Source organism: Pseudomonas sp. LjRoot277 (assembly GCF_964253845.1).
Lineage (GTDB): Bacteria > Pseudomonadota > Gammaproteobacteria > Pseudomonadales > Pseudomonadaceae > Aquipseudomonas.
Map to the genome: position 1 here is coordinate 5,993,078 of NZ_CAXURI020000001.1, position 13,041 is coordinate 6,006,118.

The 13,041-nt window shown below is 57.0% G+C and carries 10 protein-coding genes and 1 other RNA gene; 8 read left to right on the top strand and 3 right to left on the bottom strand.

Annotated features, from left to right (window positions below):
- Positions 1-323: 323 nt before the first annotated feature.
- Together ACSQ87_RS27910 and ssrA are read left to right on the top strand one after the other, a co-directional pair.
- Positions 324-602 carry a hypothetical protein gene (locus ACSQ87_RS27910; protein ID WP_436274818.1) on the top strand — a complete coding sequence of 93 codons (279 nt, stop codon included), beginning with the start codon at positions 324-326 and terminating at the stop codon, positions 600-602.
- Between the two features lie 95 nt (positions 603-697).
- Positions 698-1,095: a transfer-messenger RNA gene (gene ssrA, locus ACSQ87_RS27915) on the top strand.
- A gap of 400 nt (positions 1,096-1,495) precedes the next feature.
- On the opposite strand, the gene ACSQ87_RS27920 is transcribed toward ssrA, so the two are convergent.
- Both ACSQ87_RS27920 and ACSQ87_RS27925 read right to left on the bottom strand, forming a co-directional pair.
- Positions 1,496-2,404 carry a carbohydrate kinase family protein gene (locus ACSQ87_RS27920; protein ID WP_436274819.1) on the bottom strand — a complete coding sequence of 303 codons (909 nt, stop codon included), beginning with the start codon at positions 2,402-2,404 and terminating at the stop codon, positions 1,496-1,498.
- A 104-nt stretch (positions 2,405-2,508) separates the two neighbouring features.
- Positions 2,509-4,074, bottom strand: a complete 1,566-nt coding sequence (locus ACSQ87_RS27925; protein ID WP_436274820.1) for a carbohydrate porin — start codon at positions 4,072-4,074, stop codon at positions 2,509-2,511.
- Positions 4,075-4,243: 169 nt separating this feature from the next.
- Between ACSQ87_RS27925 and ACSQ87_RS27930 the strand changes: the two genes are divergently transcribed.
- The 6 genes from ACSQ87_RS27930 to ACSQ87_RS27955 all read left to right on the top strand — a co-directional run bounded on the left by ACSQ87_RS27930 (position 4,244) and on the right by ACSQ87_RS27955 (position 11,094).
- The gene (locus tag ACSQ87_RS27930) at positions 4,244-5,518 is read left to right on the top strand and encodes an ABC transporter substrate-binding protein (RefSeq protein WP_436275123.1); all 1,275 of its coding nucleotides are present in this window, start codon (positions 4,244-4,246) and stop codon (positions 5,516-5,518) included.
- Between the two features lie 20 nt (positions 5,519-5,538).
- Complete coding sequence (locus ACSQ87_RS27935; protein ID WP_436274821.1) at positions 5,539-6,501, top strand: carbohydrate ABC transporter permease; 963 nt, start codon at positions 5,539-5,541, stop codon at positions 6,499-6,501.
- Entirely contained in the window at positions 6,498-7,340 is an 843-nt protein-coding gene (locus ACSQ87_RS27940) for a carbohydrate ABC transporter permease (RefSeq protein WP_150658701.1), read from the top strand. The genes ACSQ87_RS27935 and ACSQ87_RS27940 overlap by 4 nt, the downstream gene beginning before the upstream one ends.
- A gap of 27 nt (positions 7,341-7,367) precedes the next feature.
- Complete coding sequence (locus ACSQ87_RS27945) at positions 7,368-8,513, top strand: ABC transporter ATP-binding protein (protein WP_436274822.1); 1,146 nt, start codon at positions 7,368-7,370, stop codon at positions 8,511-8,513.
- Positions 8,510-10,009, top strand: coding sequence for a glycoside hydrolase family 32 protein (locus tag ACSQ87_RS27950; RefSeq protein ID WP_436274823.1), 1,500 nt, complete (start codon positions 8,510-8,512; stop codon positions 10,007-10,009). The genes ACSQ87_RS27945 and ACSQ87_RS27950 overlap by 4 nt, the downstream gene beginning before the upstream one ends.
- 92 nt (positions 10,010-10,101) lie before the next feature.
- Positions 10,102-11,094, top strand: coding sequence for a LacI family DNA-binding transcriptional regulator (locus ACSQ87_RS27955; protein WP_223433137.1), 993 nt, complete (start codon positions 10,102-10,104; stop codon positions 11,092-11,094).
- Between the two features lie 124 nt (positions 11,095-11,218).
- Here ACSQ87_RS27955 and ACSQ87_RS27960 read toward each other — a convergent pair whose 3' ends face one another.
- Complete coding sequence (locus tag ACSQ87_RS27960) at positions 11,219-12,736, bottom strand: diguanylate cyclase (RefSeq protein WP_436275124.1); 1,518 nt, start codon at positions 12,734-12,736, stop codon at positions 11,219-11,221.
- Positions 12,737-13,041: the final 305 nt, after the last annotated feature.

Genomic DNA, 13,041 nt, shown 5'->3' on the forward strand with positions numbered 1-13,041 from the left:
CCAGCACAAGGCCAACCTTCGAGTTGGGCTTGTGGCCCCCGGTGCCACCCAATATGAAGCAAACCAAAACCCGCCAATTGCGGGTTTTGTTGCATCTGGGGTTGGTCATGTGGAAGAGGCCACCAGCGAAAAGAACCGATTGCGCCCGCTTTTAATGCCATTGCTTTTATCAAACAATTTTTTCATAACCTTTCTGCTAAAACCGAATTCCTGCGCCGCTCCGTAGTCTTTTAAATAGGCCCCATCAATCGTGGCTTATTTTCCGACCTCGGCCGAGCCGCCCGCTCATATAGCACCGAGACCATCAGTTCAAGGAGATATCCATGAAACGTACCGCACTCGCTGGTCTGTTCATTTCTGCTGCAATGTTGGCCTCTCCAGTATTTGCTGCGGACAACAACCTTTGTACGAGCAAGCTGCAAGAGCTCAAAAACAAAGTGAATTCACTGCCGGCGACCTCCGCAAACACCACCATGGAGATCAAAAGACTGATGTCCAGCGCCGAAGCTTCACAAGCCTCCGGGGATGACAAAAAATGCGTCACCGAGGCCACCCAGGGATTGTCACTCGCGGACCAACAGCGCAACCAAGCCAACCCATAATCTGCGGTGGCCAACCTTCGGGTTGGCCTTCTGAGACGTGTTGGCGTACACTGCACGGGCTTGTTGCTCACTTTGATTCACAGAGCAACAGGCTCGGGGCCGTTTAGGATTCGACGCCGGTTGCGAAACTTTAGGTGCATGCCGAGTTGGTAACAGAACTCGTAAATCCACTGTTGCAACTACTTATAGTTGCCAATGACGAAACCTACGGCCAGGAATTCTCTCTCGCTGCGTAAGCAGCTTTAGATCCTGAGCTTCTGGTACCTTCGGGTCCAGCAATCACCAGGGGATGTCTGTAAACCCAAAGTGATTGTCATATAGAACAGAATCGCCGTGCAGTACGTTGTGGACGAAGCGGCTAAAACTTACACAACTCGCCCAAAGCACCCTGCCCGTCGGGTCGCTGAGGGTTAACTTAATAGACACGGCTACGCATGTAGTACCGACAGCGGAGTACTGGCGGACGGGGGTTCAAATCCCCCCGGCTCCACCACTTCAACATCTAAAGACGTCCACGGACGTCTTTTTTTGTGCCTGAAATCCAGTGAATACGGGGGTTTCAGGGCTGCGGGGGGCTTTCCAGGTTTTTTGAGTTCCAGGCAGTTTGGTATTCCCAATGGTATTCCCGGCTACCCGAAGCTAATCTTTGGAATACCAAAAAGTGTCATGGAGTACATCTCATGTGCGCTCAAACCACCCGCCTCTCCGACCGCGGGCGACAGAAGTAACGACTGTCGCTAAATCTCTCGCATGCCTGCGCTTCTGCGGCCAAGCCCCTGAGTATGGGAAGGCTCCGCATTCCCATACTCAGGGGCTCACGCTTAGAAGGTCTATCAGACAACCACGAGTTGCGTCTTTTTACTTGGACAACTCCTCGGCGCCGACAACCATGGTCAGGTACGTGTTAGCCGCTGAAGCAAACCTTCCACATCAGTTAGCGCTGGAGCATGGGCTCCGGCATACCGGCAAGATATGGATGCGCAAGCCGCTGAAAATCGCAGGCGCGCGCTCAAGTCTGAGATCCCCAGCAACTCCGCCGCCAGCCAACCAGCCATACAAGCGTCTCCTGCTCCAACCGTGTCTTCCACTTTCACGGCAATAGCCGGCTGCTCGAGTTGGCTGTCCGGGGTGTGGAGAATCATCCCGTGTTCCCCTCGGGTAAACAGGATCTGCGCCTGAGGATTGAGAGCGCGAAGCTCATCCATTGCCTGGTGTTCGGTCAGCCCTGGATAAATTTGCCGAAGGTCTTCGTCGGAAAGCTTAATCATGTCAGCAAGGGCGGTCATCGTAGGGAAGGTCTGCTCCCGATAATGGCTATCCATTAAATTGCGCCAGTTCGGATCATAGCTAATCCGTTTACCAGCTTCTTTGGCCTGCCGAGCAATTTTAACCAGCCTGCCTGCGAGTGGCTGTCGAGCCAAACTGATGCAGCTGAAATGACACAGCTCTGCTTGATTGATCCATCCTTCGGGCATCAGATCAGGATCAAAAAACAGATCGGCATCTCCAGCAAAAAAGTATTTTGGAGGACGGCTTGATGGAACAATGGCGACCAAAGGATCTCGGTCTACCCGTTGGATAAACCTCATATCTAACGCTGCCGCTTCCGACTGCGAAACTATCTCGTCACCCAGTGAATCCATGCTCACCGACCCAGCAAAAGCGCAGCCAACACCCAAGCGACTTAGCGCTCGTGCAACGTTCCAGGGAGCACCACCTGGGTAGCCCTTCCACTGTCCAGGAGTGCCTTGGACAAGGTCGGTCAGAGCTTCGCCAAATACTACTGCGCGAGGCAATACCATCGTCATTTCCTCAATACTTTGTCGTAGGTAACTGCTGGCTAATCAGCTTCGACCGGTAATCACTTACTCAATGCGCCTTGGTGTTGGCCGGACGCGTTCAAATATTAAAACCAGGTTTCCATCTGCATGCCGTACTGCCATACGCCTCCAGCATTGAAGTCCGACTTGCCGAAGGAGTCAGAGGTACTGTATCTGTCCAGGTCCGAAGACCAGTTCATAAAGCTTGCGAACACTCGCAATTCGGGACGTGTGAGCAGGTCGCCAACATCAGGTTTGAATGTCGGGGCGATCGTGAATTTCCAGAAGTTACCGTCGACCGCATTACGTTGCAGGTAGCCCTTGGGGTCGAGGTCCATGGTTTGCCAGCTCATTTCGTAGGCCATCTCGAAATTGCTGTTGATTTTATTGGCCAACCGCACGTTCAGGGTCATCCAGCGGTAATCGTCACCCTTGACGTATCTGTCCTTGCTTTGCTCGGCCAACAAGCTGGGGCCGATGCGCCAGCCCGGCGCTATGGGTGTCTCGCCATAAACCGCCAGACGCAGAGCGCGGGCGTCGTCGATCAGCTCGCCATCCGAGCCGATGTTCTTGACCTCTGCCCCCAGACCTTGCCCGTAGAGCAGCGCCGTTTTGAAGAAGCCTTCCCTGCCGAAAAAGTCTTTCTGGTGATTGGCCAGCATGCTGTGCAAACCGGAATCCGCAGGCGTCAGACCGGCTTCATTGGTGCGGGTACCGAAATCGTTTTTCTTTGAGCCAATGGCATTGAACATCCACTGCCACTGACCACTGTCGAAGAACTGGTTGGAGGTCAGGATGTAGCTTTCCACATCGGCACTAAGATCGCCTTGACTGAAATCCCCGTAGTTACGCCCGATCAAAGAGTAGTTCGAACGCCAATTCTTGTTCATCTGCATATCGTAGATTCCACCCCCGGTGCCGGCCAGATAGACAACGTCCGAGTCCAGCCAGTGGATATCGAAATTATCTCTATCGAATCGCTTGCCTGCCCACAGGGTGGCGTTCTCGAACACTGAATTGCCCTTGAACGCAGCGACATGGTCAAGCGCTGTGAATACCTGGCGCACGTTCAGTTTGCTTTCGTCGGCCGTCCAGTCATTGGAACTTTCCACACCATCGGCGATGGAGACCGTGAATTTGGAACGGGTGCCGTTTTGCGCATAGATTTCTTTCGACAGGTCTATACGCATGTAGGTGTCGTCCTCGTTACCGAGTCGCCCGACTGCACCACCGACTGAACCGGCAGGAGTTTCATAAGGGCCGCCACGACCACCACCCAGCCGATCGTTGATCAGCAATCCGGAGCGGGCGTAGCCGTTGAAGCTGAACCCATCAGTGAGGTGTCCGCTGCTGCCCTGCTTTTCCATGCTTTGCTGACGGGCTTCGAGTTTTGCCAGCCGGGTGTCCAAAGCAGGCGCCGAAATGGCTGCAGCAGTAGACGCTGCAGGCTGCAAGGCGGGAGTGGCAAGTTTGATCTGTTGCAATTCTCTGGCAAGTGCCTGGGTTTGCTGTTCGGCTGCGGCGGCGCGTTTTTCCGCTGCGCTGGCACGGGCTTCAAACGCAGCCATGCGTTGTTCCAGAGTCGCGGCCTGAGAGGTTGCCGCCGAGGTGCCAAGCACACCTGCGAGTAGCCAGCTTGATGCTTTCTGCATGTGGATTTCCTGTTTTGTTTTTATTGTTTTTGTTCCCGCGACGGACCCTTTTTTCGTGAATGATGAATTGTCAAAATCGACGAAAAAAAGGATGCCTCATCGCAAATACGCTGCTACATTTGGCGATGTTAACGTTAACTTTTCTAAAAACAAAAATAAAGAGGGCTTTATGAAACAGCTCAAATCTCTCCTTCCAGCAGCACTGCTCACCCTCTGTGCCGGGCTTCCATCCCTCTCGAGCGCAGCCGATCTGACGATCTCGTGTGGTGCGGTGGGTGCGGAGTTACAACTCTGCAAGGAGGCTGTCGAGGCGTGGTCAAAACAGACCGGTAACAACGTCGAGGTGGTTTCCACGCCTAATTCGGCGACCGAGAGGTTGTCGTTCTACCAACAGATCCTCAGCGCGCAGTCCGCCGACATCGACATCATTCAAATCGATATGGTGTGGCCAGGGATGCTGGCCAAACATCTGATGGATCTGCGCGAGGTGCTTCCAGCCAACGCAACCCATGGCTACTTCCAGGCACAGGTGGATAACGCCACGGTGAACGGACGGCTGGTGACGATGCCGTGGTTTACCGACTCGGGCCTGCTGTATTACCGCAAAGACTTGCTCGAGAAGTACAACCAGCAGGTTCCCCAGACTTGGGAGGAAATGACCGCTACCGCGAGGAATATTCAACAGGCCGAACGCACTGCCGGGAACCCCAATGCGTGGGGTTACATCTTTCAAGGGCGCGCCTACGAGGGCCTGACGTGCAATGCGCTGGAGTGGATCAGCAGCCAACCGGAAGGCGGACTGGTCAATCCACGAGGCGACATCGTGGTCAACAGTCAGGCCTCAAGAACGGCTTTGACCCTGGCGAAAAGCTGGGTGGGAGACATCTCCCCACGGGGCGTACTCAATTACACCGAGGAAGAAGGCCGTGGCGTATTCCAGTCGGGAAATGCGCTGTTCATGCGTAACTGGCCGTATGTCTGGGCCCTGGTGCAAAGCCAGGACAGTGCGGTAAAAGACAAGGTCGGGGTCGCTCCCCTGCCCCGCGGCGGCGAGACCGGCACCCATGCATCCACTCTCGGTGGCTGGGGTCTGGCGGTATCGCGTTACAGCGCCCATCCAAAACTTGCGGCAGAACTGGTGAATTACCTGACCAGTGCCCAAGAGCAAAAACGTCGTTCTTTGATAGGCGCCTATAACCCGGTTATCGAGTCGCTGTATCAAGATCCCGAACTGCTCGCGGCAATGCCTTATTACGCTCAGCTGCACAGCATTCTCAACGCTGGGGTGATGCGCCCCGCCTCAATCACTGCCGATCGCTATCCACGGGTCTCCAATGCGTTCTTCGATCGAGTGCATGGCGTGCTGGCGGGCGAGTTGCCTGTCGATCAGGCGCTGGCCGAACTGGAAAGCGAACTCACGCGCATCAAGCGCCGGAACTGGTAAGCCAAAGGAAGGAAATCACCATGTCTGTCTCTGCTACCCATGCCCCCTGTGACGAGCTCCTGCTCACCAGGGAAACGCCCGTACAACGTCGCCGCGTGCGCGCTGCCTGGCTGTTTCTGACGCCGATGCTGCTGTGTTTGGCCCTGGTGGCGGCCTGGCCGCTACTGCGGACATTCTGGTTCAGCCTGACCGACGCCAACCTGGCGGACACCGGTGGCGGAACCTTCATTGGCTTGAGCAATTATCTGTTCCACAACGGCACCAGTTGGTCGGGCATCCTGGTCGATCCGCAATGGTGGAACGCGGTGCGCAACACCTTGCATTTCACCGTGGTGTCGGTGGGACTTGAAGTCGTACTGGGACTGCTGGTGGCGTTGCTGCTGAACATCAGGTTCACCGGCCGTTCCTTGGTGCGTGCGTTGATTCTGATTCCCTGGGCGATTCCGACCATTGTCTCGGCAAAGATCTGGTCATGGATGCTTAACGACCAGTTCGGCATCATCAATCACCTGATGCTGAGCCTCGGCCTGATTGATTCGCCCCTGGCCTGGACGGCCGATGCGGATCTGTCGATGTGGGCGGTGATCATCGTCGATGTCTGGAAGACCGTCCCGTTTGTCACGCTGCTGATGCTGGCGGCCTTGCAGATGTTACCTAGCGATTGCTACGAGGCCGCCCGGGTCGATGGCATTCACCCGTTGAAGGTGTTCTGGCGTGTCACGCTTCCCCTGCTGATGCCCGCATTGCTGGTGGCGGCGATCTTCCGCATCCTCGACTCGCTGCGGGTATTCGACGTTATCTATGTGCTGACCTCGAACTCATCGAGCACCATGAGTATGTCGGTGTATGCCCGCCAGCATCTGGTGGAGTTTCAGGACGTTGGCTACGGCAGCGCGGCCTCGACCCTGCTGTTTCTGGTGGTTGCGGTCATCGCCATGCTTTATCTCTACCTCGGACGCCGTCAATTGGAGGTCCGGTCATGAGTCCGCGTCTACTGAAAAAAGCGCTGTTGCGCCTCGGGTTCTGGTGTCTGATCGGGGTGTTGCTGCTGTATGCGGTCTTCCCTTTCTACTACGCCATCGTGACTTCGCTGAAGCCGTCCAGCGCCTTGTTCGAGGTGAGCTACTGGATCGATAACCCCGACTTCTCCAATTATGCGGCGGTACTCCATCAAGCCTCATTCCTGCGGGCAATCGGTAATTCGCTGGTGGTTGCTCTGTGCGTGGTGACACTGGCGCTGTTCCTCAGCCTGACCGCCGCCTATGCCTTGGGCCGGGTGAAGTTTCGTGGGCGTGGCACGGTGTTGATGATGGTCCTTGGTGTGTCGATGTTTCCCCAGGTTGCGGTGCTATCGGGGCTGTTCGAGGTGATCCGCGCGCTGGGCCTGTACAACACGTCCTGGGCGTTGATCCTGAGCTACACGATTTTCACTCTGCCCTTCACCGTCTGGGTGCTGACCACGTTCATGGGGCAACTGCCGCATGAACTGGAAGAAGCGGCAATCATGGATGGCGCGTCGCCTTGGGTCACGCTGACCCGCGTGCTGTTGCCGCTGCTCTGGCCCGCACTGGTCACCACTGGCTTGTTGGCCTTCATCGCCGCGTGGAACGAGTTCCTGTTTGCCCTGACCTTCACCCTCACCGACACGCAACGCACGGTGCCGGTCGCCATCGCCTTGATTTCCGGCGGGAGTCCTCATGAGCTGCCTTGGGGGCTGTTGATGGCCGCATCGGTGGTGGTCACCGTCCCACTGGTGATTCTGGTGCTGATCTTCCAGCGCCGAATCGTTTCCGGTCTCACTGCCGGCGCGTTAAAGGGTTGATGCCCGACAACTACAAGGAACAGCATCGTGATCAAGTTGAAGCTAGACAACGTGAACAAACAATTGGGCGGCGCGCGGATTCTTCGTGACGTCAGCCTGGAAATCGCGGCGGGTGAGTTTGTGGTGTTCGTCGGCCCTTCGGGCTGCGGAAAGTCGACCCTGCTACGCCTGATCGCCGGGCTGGATTCGATCTGCGGCGGCGACCTGCTGATCGACGGGCGTCGGGTCAACGACCTGGAGCCGCGCGAGCGTGGCGTCGGCATGGTGTTTCAGTCTTATGCGCTGTACCCGCACATGAGCGTCTACGACAACATCAGTTTTGGTCTCAAACTGGCCAAGACTGAAAAGAGCAGTCTGCGCGAGCGTGTGCTGAAAACTGCGCAAATCCTGCAGTTGGACAAACTGCTGCAACGCAAGCCAAAAGAATTGTCTGGAGGGCAGCGTCAGCGTGTGGCCATGGGCAGAGCCATGGCGCGGGAACCGGACATTTTGTTGTTCGATGAGCCGCTTTCCAACCTGGATGCGTCCTTGCGCGTGCAGATGCGCAACGAAATTGCCCGGCTGCATGCCCGACTGGGCTCGACCATGATCTACGTCACCCACGATCAGGTTGAAGCAATGACCCTGGCCGACAAAATTGTCGTGCTCAACGGTGGTCGCGTAGAACAGTTCGGTTCACCACGCGAACTCTATGAACGTCCGGCCAGTCGCTTTGTCGCCGGATTTCTCGGTTCGCCCAGGATGAATTTTCTGCCGGCTCGCCTGCAGGCCCCAGGCGAAACCAGCCTGGTCGATACCCTCGTATGGGGTATCACATCCCTGCCCTACGACAGCTCGAAGCTGGCGGCAGATACGCAGCTGACCCTGGGGATTCGCCCGGAGCACGTGTCGCTCAAGGCGGCGGATGGAACCGCCGGCGTGGTCGTGACCGCCGTCGAATACCTGGGCAGCGAAACCTATGTGCACCTCGAGACAGGTCAGGACGAGTCACTGATCTGTCGTTGCGAGGTCAGCGCCGGATGGCAGGTAGGCGATCGGGTCGAGCTGCAACTGGAGATCGGCAATCTGCACCTGTTCGACGCCGACGGCACGGCCTTGAGGCGCCACCCACAAACTATTGAAGCCCCATCAGACGGCGTCCCTTTGCGCTCGGTACGAGCAGGCGCCCTATGACTGTGTCTTTGAATTCCATGAGCGTTCCAATGTCTTGCGCCCTTGACCTTGCGCAGCATGCGCTGAGTGACGGCCTGTCTCGCGTGATCCACGATTATCGACCCGGTTATCATATTGCCCCTCCAGCGGGCTGGATGAACGACCCTAACGGGGTGGTGTACTTTCGTGGCGAATATCACGTGTTCTATCAACATTACCCCTTCGAAGCAAAATGGGGCCCGATGTATTGGGGGCACGCCAAGAGTGCCGATCTGGTCCATTGGCAACATCTGCCCATTGCATTGGCGCCCGGCGACGATTTCGACCGCGACGGTTGTTTTTCCGGTAGCGCGGTGGTGTGTGGCGATACCCTGGCGCTGATCTACACCGGGCACACCTGGCTGGGGGACGTGGGTGACGAGCGCTCGATCCGTCAAGTCCAGTGCCTGGCCACCAGCACCGACGGCATCCGGTTCGTCAAGCATGGCGCCGTTATCGAAGCCGCGCCACAAGACACGATCATGCACTTTCGTGACCCCAAGGTATGGCAGGAGGACGACTGCTGGTACCTGATTGCCGGCGCACGTCTGGGCGATGTGCCGTTGCTCCCGCTGTACCGTTCCACGGATCTGCACACCTGGGAATTCCTCGACTATGTGTCCAGCGGCAGCGAGGGCGATGGCTATATGTGGGAGTGCCCGGATCTGTTCCGACTGAACGGGCGCGATGTGCTGCTCTACTCCCCTCAGGGCATGCAACCCGAGGGTTACGAACGGCTGAACAAGTACCAGACCGGTTATCGAGTGGGCCGACTCGACAGCGAATGGCACTTCACGGGCGGGCCTTTTATCGAGCTGGATAACGGCCATGATTTCTATGCCGCGCAAACGCTACTCGCCGCCGACGGTCGGCGCCTTGTGTGGGCGTGGCTCGACATGTGGGAAAGCCCGATGCCGAGCCAGGCCCATCACTGGTGCGGTATGCTCGGTTTGCCGCGCGAACTGGAACTGTGCGCTGATCGCCTTTGCGTGTATCCGGCACGGGAACTCACCGCTCTGCGCAAAGCACCATTGCCAGGCACGCCCTGGTGGGATGAATCGGGAACCCGGTGGGTACCGGAAGTGAATGGCGACATGCTCGAAATCCATGTGCATCTGGATCTGCTCGGCTGCAGCGGGCACTTGGGAATCGCCTTGCGCTGCAGTGACGATGGCCATGAGGAAACTCTGCTCTACTACGATGCGTCGCTGCATCGACTGGTGCTTGACCGCAGCCGCTCGGGTGCGCAAGTCACCGGTCAGCGCAGCGTGGCGATAGACCCTACACAAGAGCGACTGGAACTGCGTGTTTTCCTCGATCGCTCGTCCATCGAGGTGTTCGACGAAAACGGGCACTTCACCCTCAGCAGTCGCCTTTATCCGCGGCCCGACAGTCTGGGCGTGAAGCTCCTTGCCAGCGGGAGTGGCGGGCGTGTCTCCATTCCCAAGGCATGGCCTCTCGACTCTGGATGGCTATGAGCGGCGGATGGCTATGAGTAGCGTCATTCGAGTCGCGAGAAGCGCGGGCCATGTGTCATGATTCTGCGTCAACCTGACAGGTTTCGCCTCGCATGACTTCAGTGAAAGACGTTGCACAGCTGGCCGGCGTGTCCCTGATGACCGTTTCTCGAGCGCTCAACAATCCGGAAAAATTGAGTCCCGAAACCCTTCAGCGGGTGCGCCGCGCCATTGATGAACTGCAATTCGTACCGAGCCTGTCGGCGCGCAGAATGCGCGGCGACAATCTCCAGTCCCGAACCATCGGGGTGTTCGCGTTGGACACCGCGACCACACCGTTCGCGGTCGAGCTGCTGCTGTCCATCGAACAGACCGCACAGCAAGCCGGCTGGAATGTCTTTATCCTCAACCTGTTGAGCAACCCGCCCACCGACCAGAACATCGACCTGATGTTGTCGCACCGTCCCGACGGGTTGATCTTCAGCGCCATGGGGTTTCGCCAGGTGTGCATTCCCGAGCGTTTGAAGAGCAAACCCCTGGTACTCGCCAATTGCCTGGCAGATGACAGTCACCTGGTGAGTTATGTGCCAGACGACGAAACAGGGCAGTATCGAGCCGTACATCACGCTTTGAGCCAAGGCTATCGGCGCCCTCTGTGTATCAATCTGCCAAAACAGAGTCTGGCCTGGGGTCTGCGACAAAAAGGCCTGCAGCGTGCCTGTCAGGCATTCGGTCTGGCGCCTGATGCACTCCTGCAATATGACCTTTCCGTTCATGACGCCTATGGTGAAACCGCAGCCATCCTCGACCGGCACATCATCGAAGGTCGCCCCCAATTCGACATTCTGATCTGTGGCAACGACCGCATTGCCTTTTGTGCCTATCAGCTGTTGTTCGGCCGTGGCCTGAAAATTCCCGACGATGTCGCCGTGCTAGGCTACGACAACATGATCGGTATCGCCGAGCTGTTCATCCCACCGCTGACCACGGTGCAACTGCCATACTATGAGATCGGTCGTAAGGCTGCCCGGCACCTGATCGAGACCCTTGAGGTATCGGGAACCCAGCCAGTTGATTGTCCATTGGTGGTCAGGTCATCACTCTAAGAATGAGTTAATTCGGTGATAGCACACCCGCTTGCTTTTGATTTGCCAGCTTGTCGCGCACTAGGGGTGTTGCGCCGTCACCAGGACGCGGGCAGCTTCGATGGCTAGGTTTGATTGGAGTTACTTAGGCAGTCAGTAGCAGCACATGCTTCACAGCACGGTTCCGTCCAGCTGCCTTGGCGTTATACAGCGCCTGATCTGCCGCCTCGACTAACTCTTGCAACTGATCCAATTCCGAACCAGCAGCAGCGGCAATCCCGATACTCACACTCACTCGTCTCAATGGGCTGGTTTTGTGGGGGATATTCTCTTCTTTCAACCGGTCGAGTATAAGTTGCGCCACTACCGCAGCACCATCACCGTCGGTATTGGGCATGATGATCCCCATCTCTTCTCCGCCATAACGCGCTACCAGATCCGACGGCCGCCGTACGCACTCATCCAGGACTTTACCAACCGTCTGCAGACAAGCGTCGCCGGCAACATGCCCAACGGAATCGTTGAACAACTTGAAATAGTCGATATCAATCATCAGCAATGCCAACGACGTCCCATCTCGTTGAGCTCGCCGTGCCTCTATAGTCAGGGCCTCATCGAAGCAGCGTCGATTCGCCAAACCGGTCAGCGCGTCCTTCATCGCCAACAACTCCAGTTGCCGATTCGATGAGAGCAATTGCTGCTGAGTGCCTCTCAGTTCCACCTCCACCGTAGTCCGCCGGCGGATATCCAGGATCAAAAACCAACCAATGAGGCCGGTGAGTCCCAGTAGACCAGTCACCACCACTGCTGACAGCAGTGCTTCCATTCGCCACGCAGCGAGCGCTTCGCGTTTGCCAAGCGCGACGGTAGTTATCAGCGGCAGCGTTTCACTCTTGCGGAAGGCGTAAAGCCGCTCCATCCCATCTAGGCTGGAGGTAAACGAAGCGGTGCCGACCGATTGTTCCACAAGATATTTTGCATAGATCGGCGACTTCAAAAAATTGCGTCCCATGTCCTGCTCGCGGAAGGGATAACGCACCAGCAATGTACCATCGGTATGGGACAACCCAATGGCCCCCTCCTGCCCCAAGTCGAGCTTTCCAAACAGCCGCAGGAAGTTTTCTATCCCCAGAGTCACCGCCACCACCCCGGCAAACTCTCCCCGATCATCATTGAAACGCCGGCTGACGGTGATCACCCATTCCTGGTTAGACCGGCTACGAATTGGCGGCCCGATGAAGGGCTCCGGGGTAGGGTCGTCGCGATGATGAATAAAGTAGGCACGGTCACTAGCGCTGGCTGCGGCCGGAATCTGCCGGCTGGAGGACATCAGCCAGCGTCCCTGATTATCGTAGATGGTGATACCACTCAGTTGGGGCATCAGGGGCCGCTGTCGGTTGACCAGCGCACTTAGCCGCTGGATCTGCACGGGGCCACTGCCCTCGGTTTCCAGACGCTCGACGAGCCCGAGCAAGAGCAGCGAACTTTGCCGGACAATGCCTTCGGAATAGGTCGCGAGCGCCTGGGTAAGGTTCAACCCGTGGACATCTACCTCCTCCAGCGCTCGATCTCGAGAACCCATCACCTTCCAAATGGTCAGTGATGCCAGGGAACAGCCGATAATCAACAGCAAGAGCACAACGAGGTGGGTATCACGCTTCACATCAGTACCTTTTGGAAAGTCCGGTTTCCCGTTCTGGCTGTTATTGAACTGGGGCAATAACAGCAGGCGCATGTCCTGTGCATGCATAAGGATACAAGTAGTCCAGCAGGGGCGCAGCAACAGAATGTAGCGTATTGGGCCACCTGCTCTCAGGCCGCTCAGAACTCTGGAAGGCTCAGTGCAGTTAGCGACTGGCAGGCCAGCAGCCATGTATGCAGTGGCCGGTTTAACGAATCGAGCATCGGAAGGCATTACTGCTCTCCTCAACAAAAAAGGCACCTGACGAGAATATCGCAGGTGCCTTT

Excerpts from the sequence above, each read along its gene's own strand:
- ACSQ87_RS27910 (WP_436274818.1), top strand. The coding sequence starts at position 324 with ATGAAACGTACCGCACTCGCTGGTCTGTTCATTTCTGCTGCAATGTTG.
- ACSQ87_RS27920 (WP_436274819.1), bottom strand. The coding sequence starts at position 2,404 with ATGGTATTGCCTCGCGCAGTAGTATTTGGCGAAGCTCTGACCGACCTT.
- ACSQ87_RS27925 (WP_436274820.1), bottom strand. The coding sequence starts at position 4,074 with ATGCAGAAAGCATCAAGCTGGCTACTCGCAGGTGTGCTTGGCACCTCG.
- ACSQ87_RS27930 (WP_436275123.1), top strand. The coding sequence starts at position 4,244 with ATGAAACAGCTCAAATCTCTCCTTCCAGCAGCACTGCTCACCCTCTGT.
- ACSQ87_RS27935 (WP_436274821.1), top strand. The coding sequence starts at position 5,539 with ATGTCTGTCTCTGCTACCCATGCCCCCTGTGACGAGCTCCTGCTCACC.
- ACSQ87_RS27940 (WP_150658701.1), top strand. The coding sequence starts at position 6,498 with ATGAGTCCGCGTCTACTGAAAAAAGCGCTGTTGCGCCTCGGGTTCTGG.
- ACSQ87_RS27950 (WP_436274823.1), top strand. The coding sequence starts at position 8,510 with ATGACTGTGTCTTTGAATTCCATGAGCGTTCCAATGTCTTGCGCCCTT.
- ACSQ87_RS27955 (WP_223433137.1), top strand. The coding sequence starts at position 10,102 with ATGACTTCAGTGAAAGACGTTGCACAGCTGGCCGGCGTGTCCCTGATG.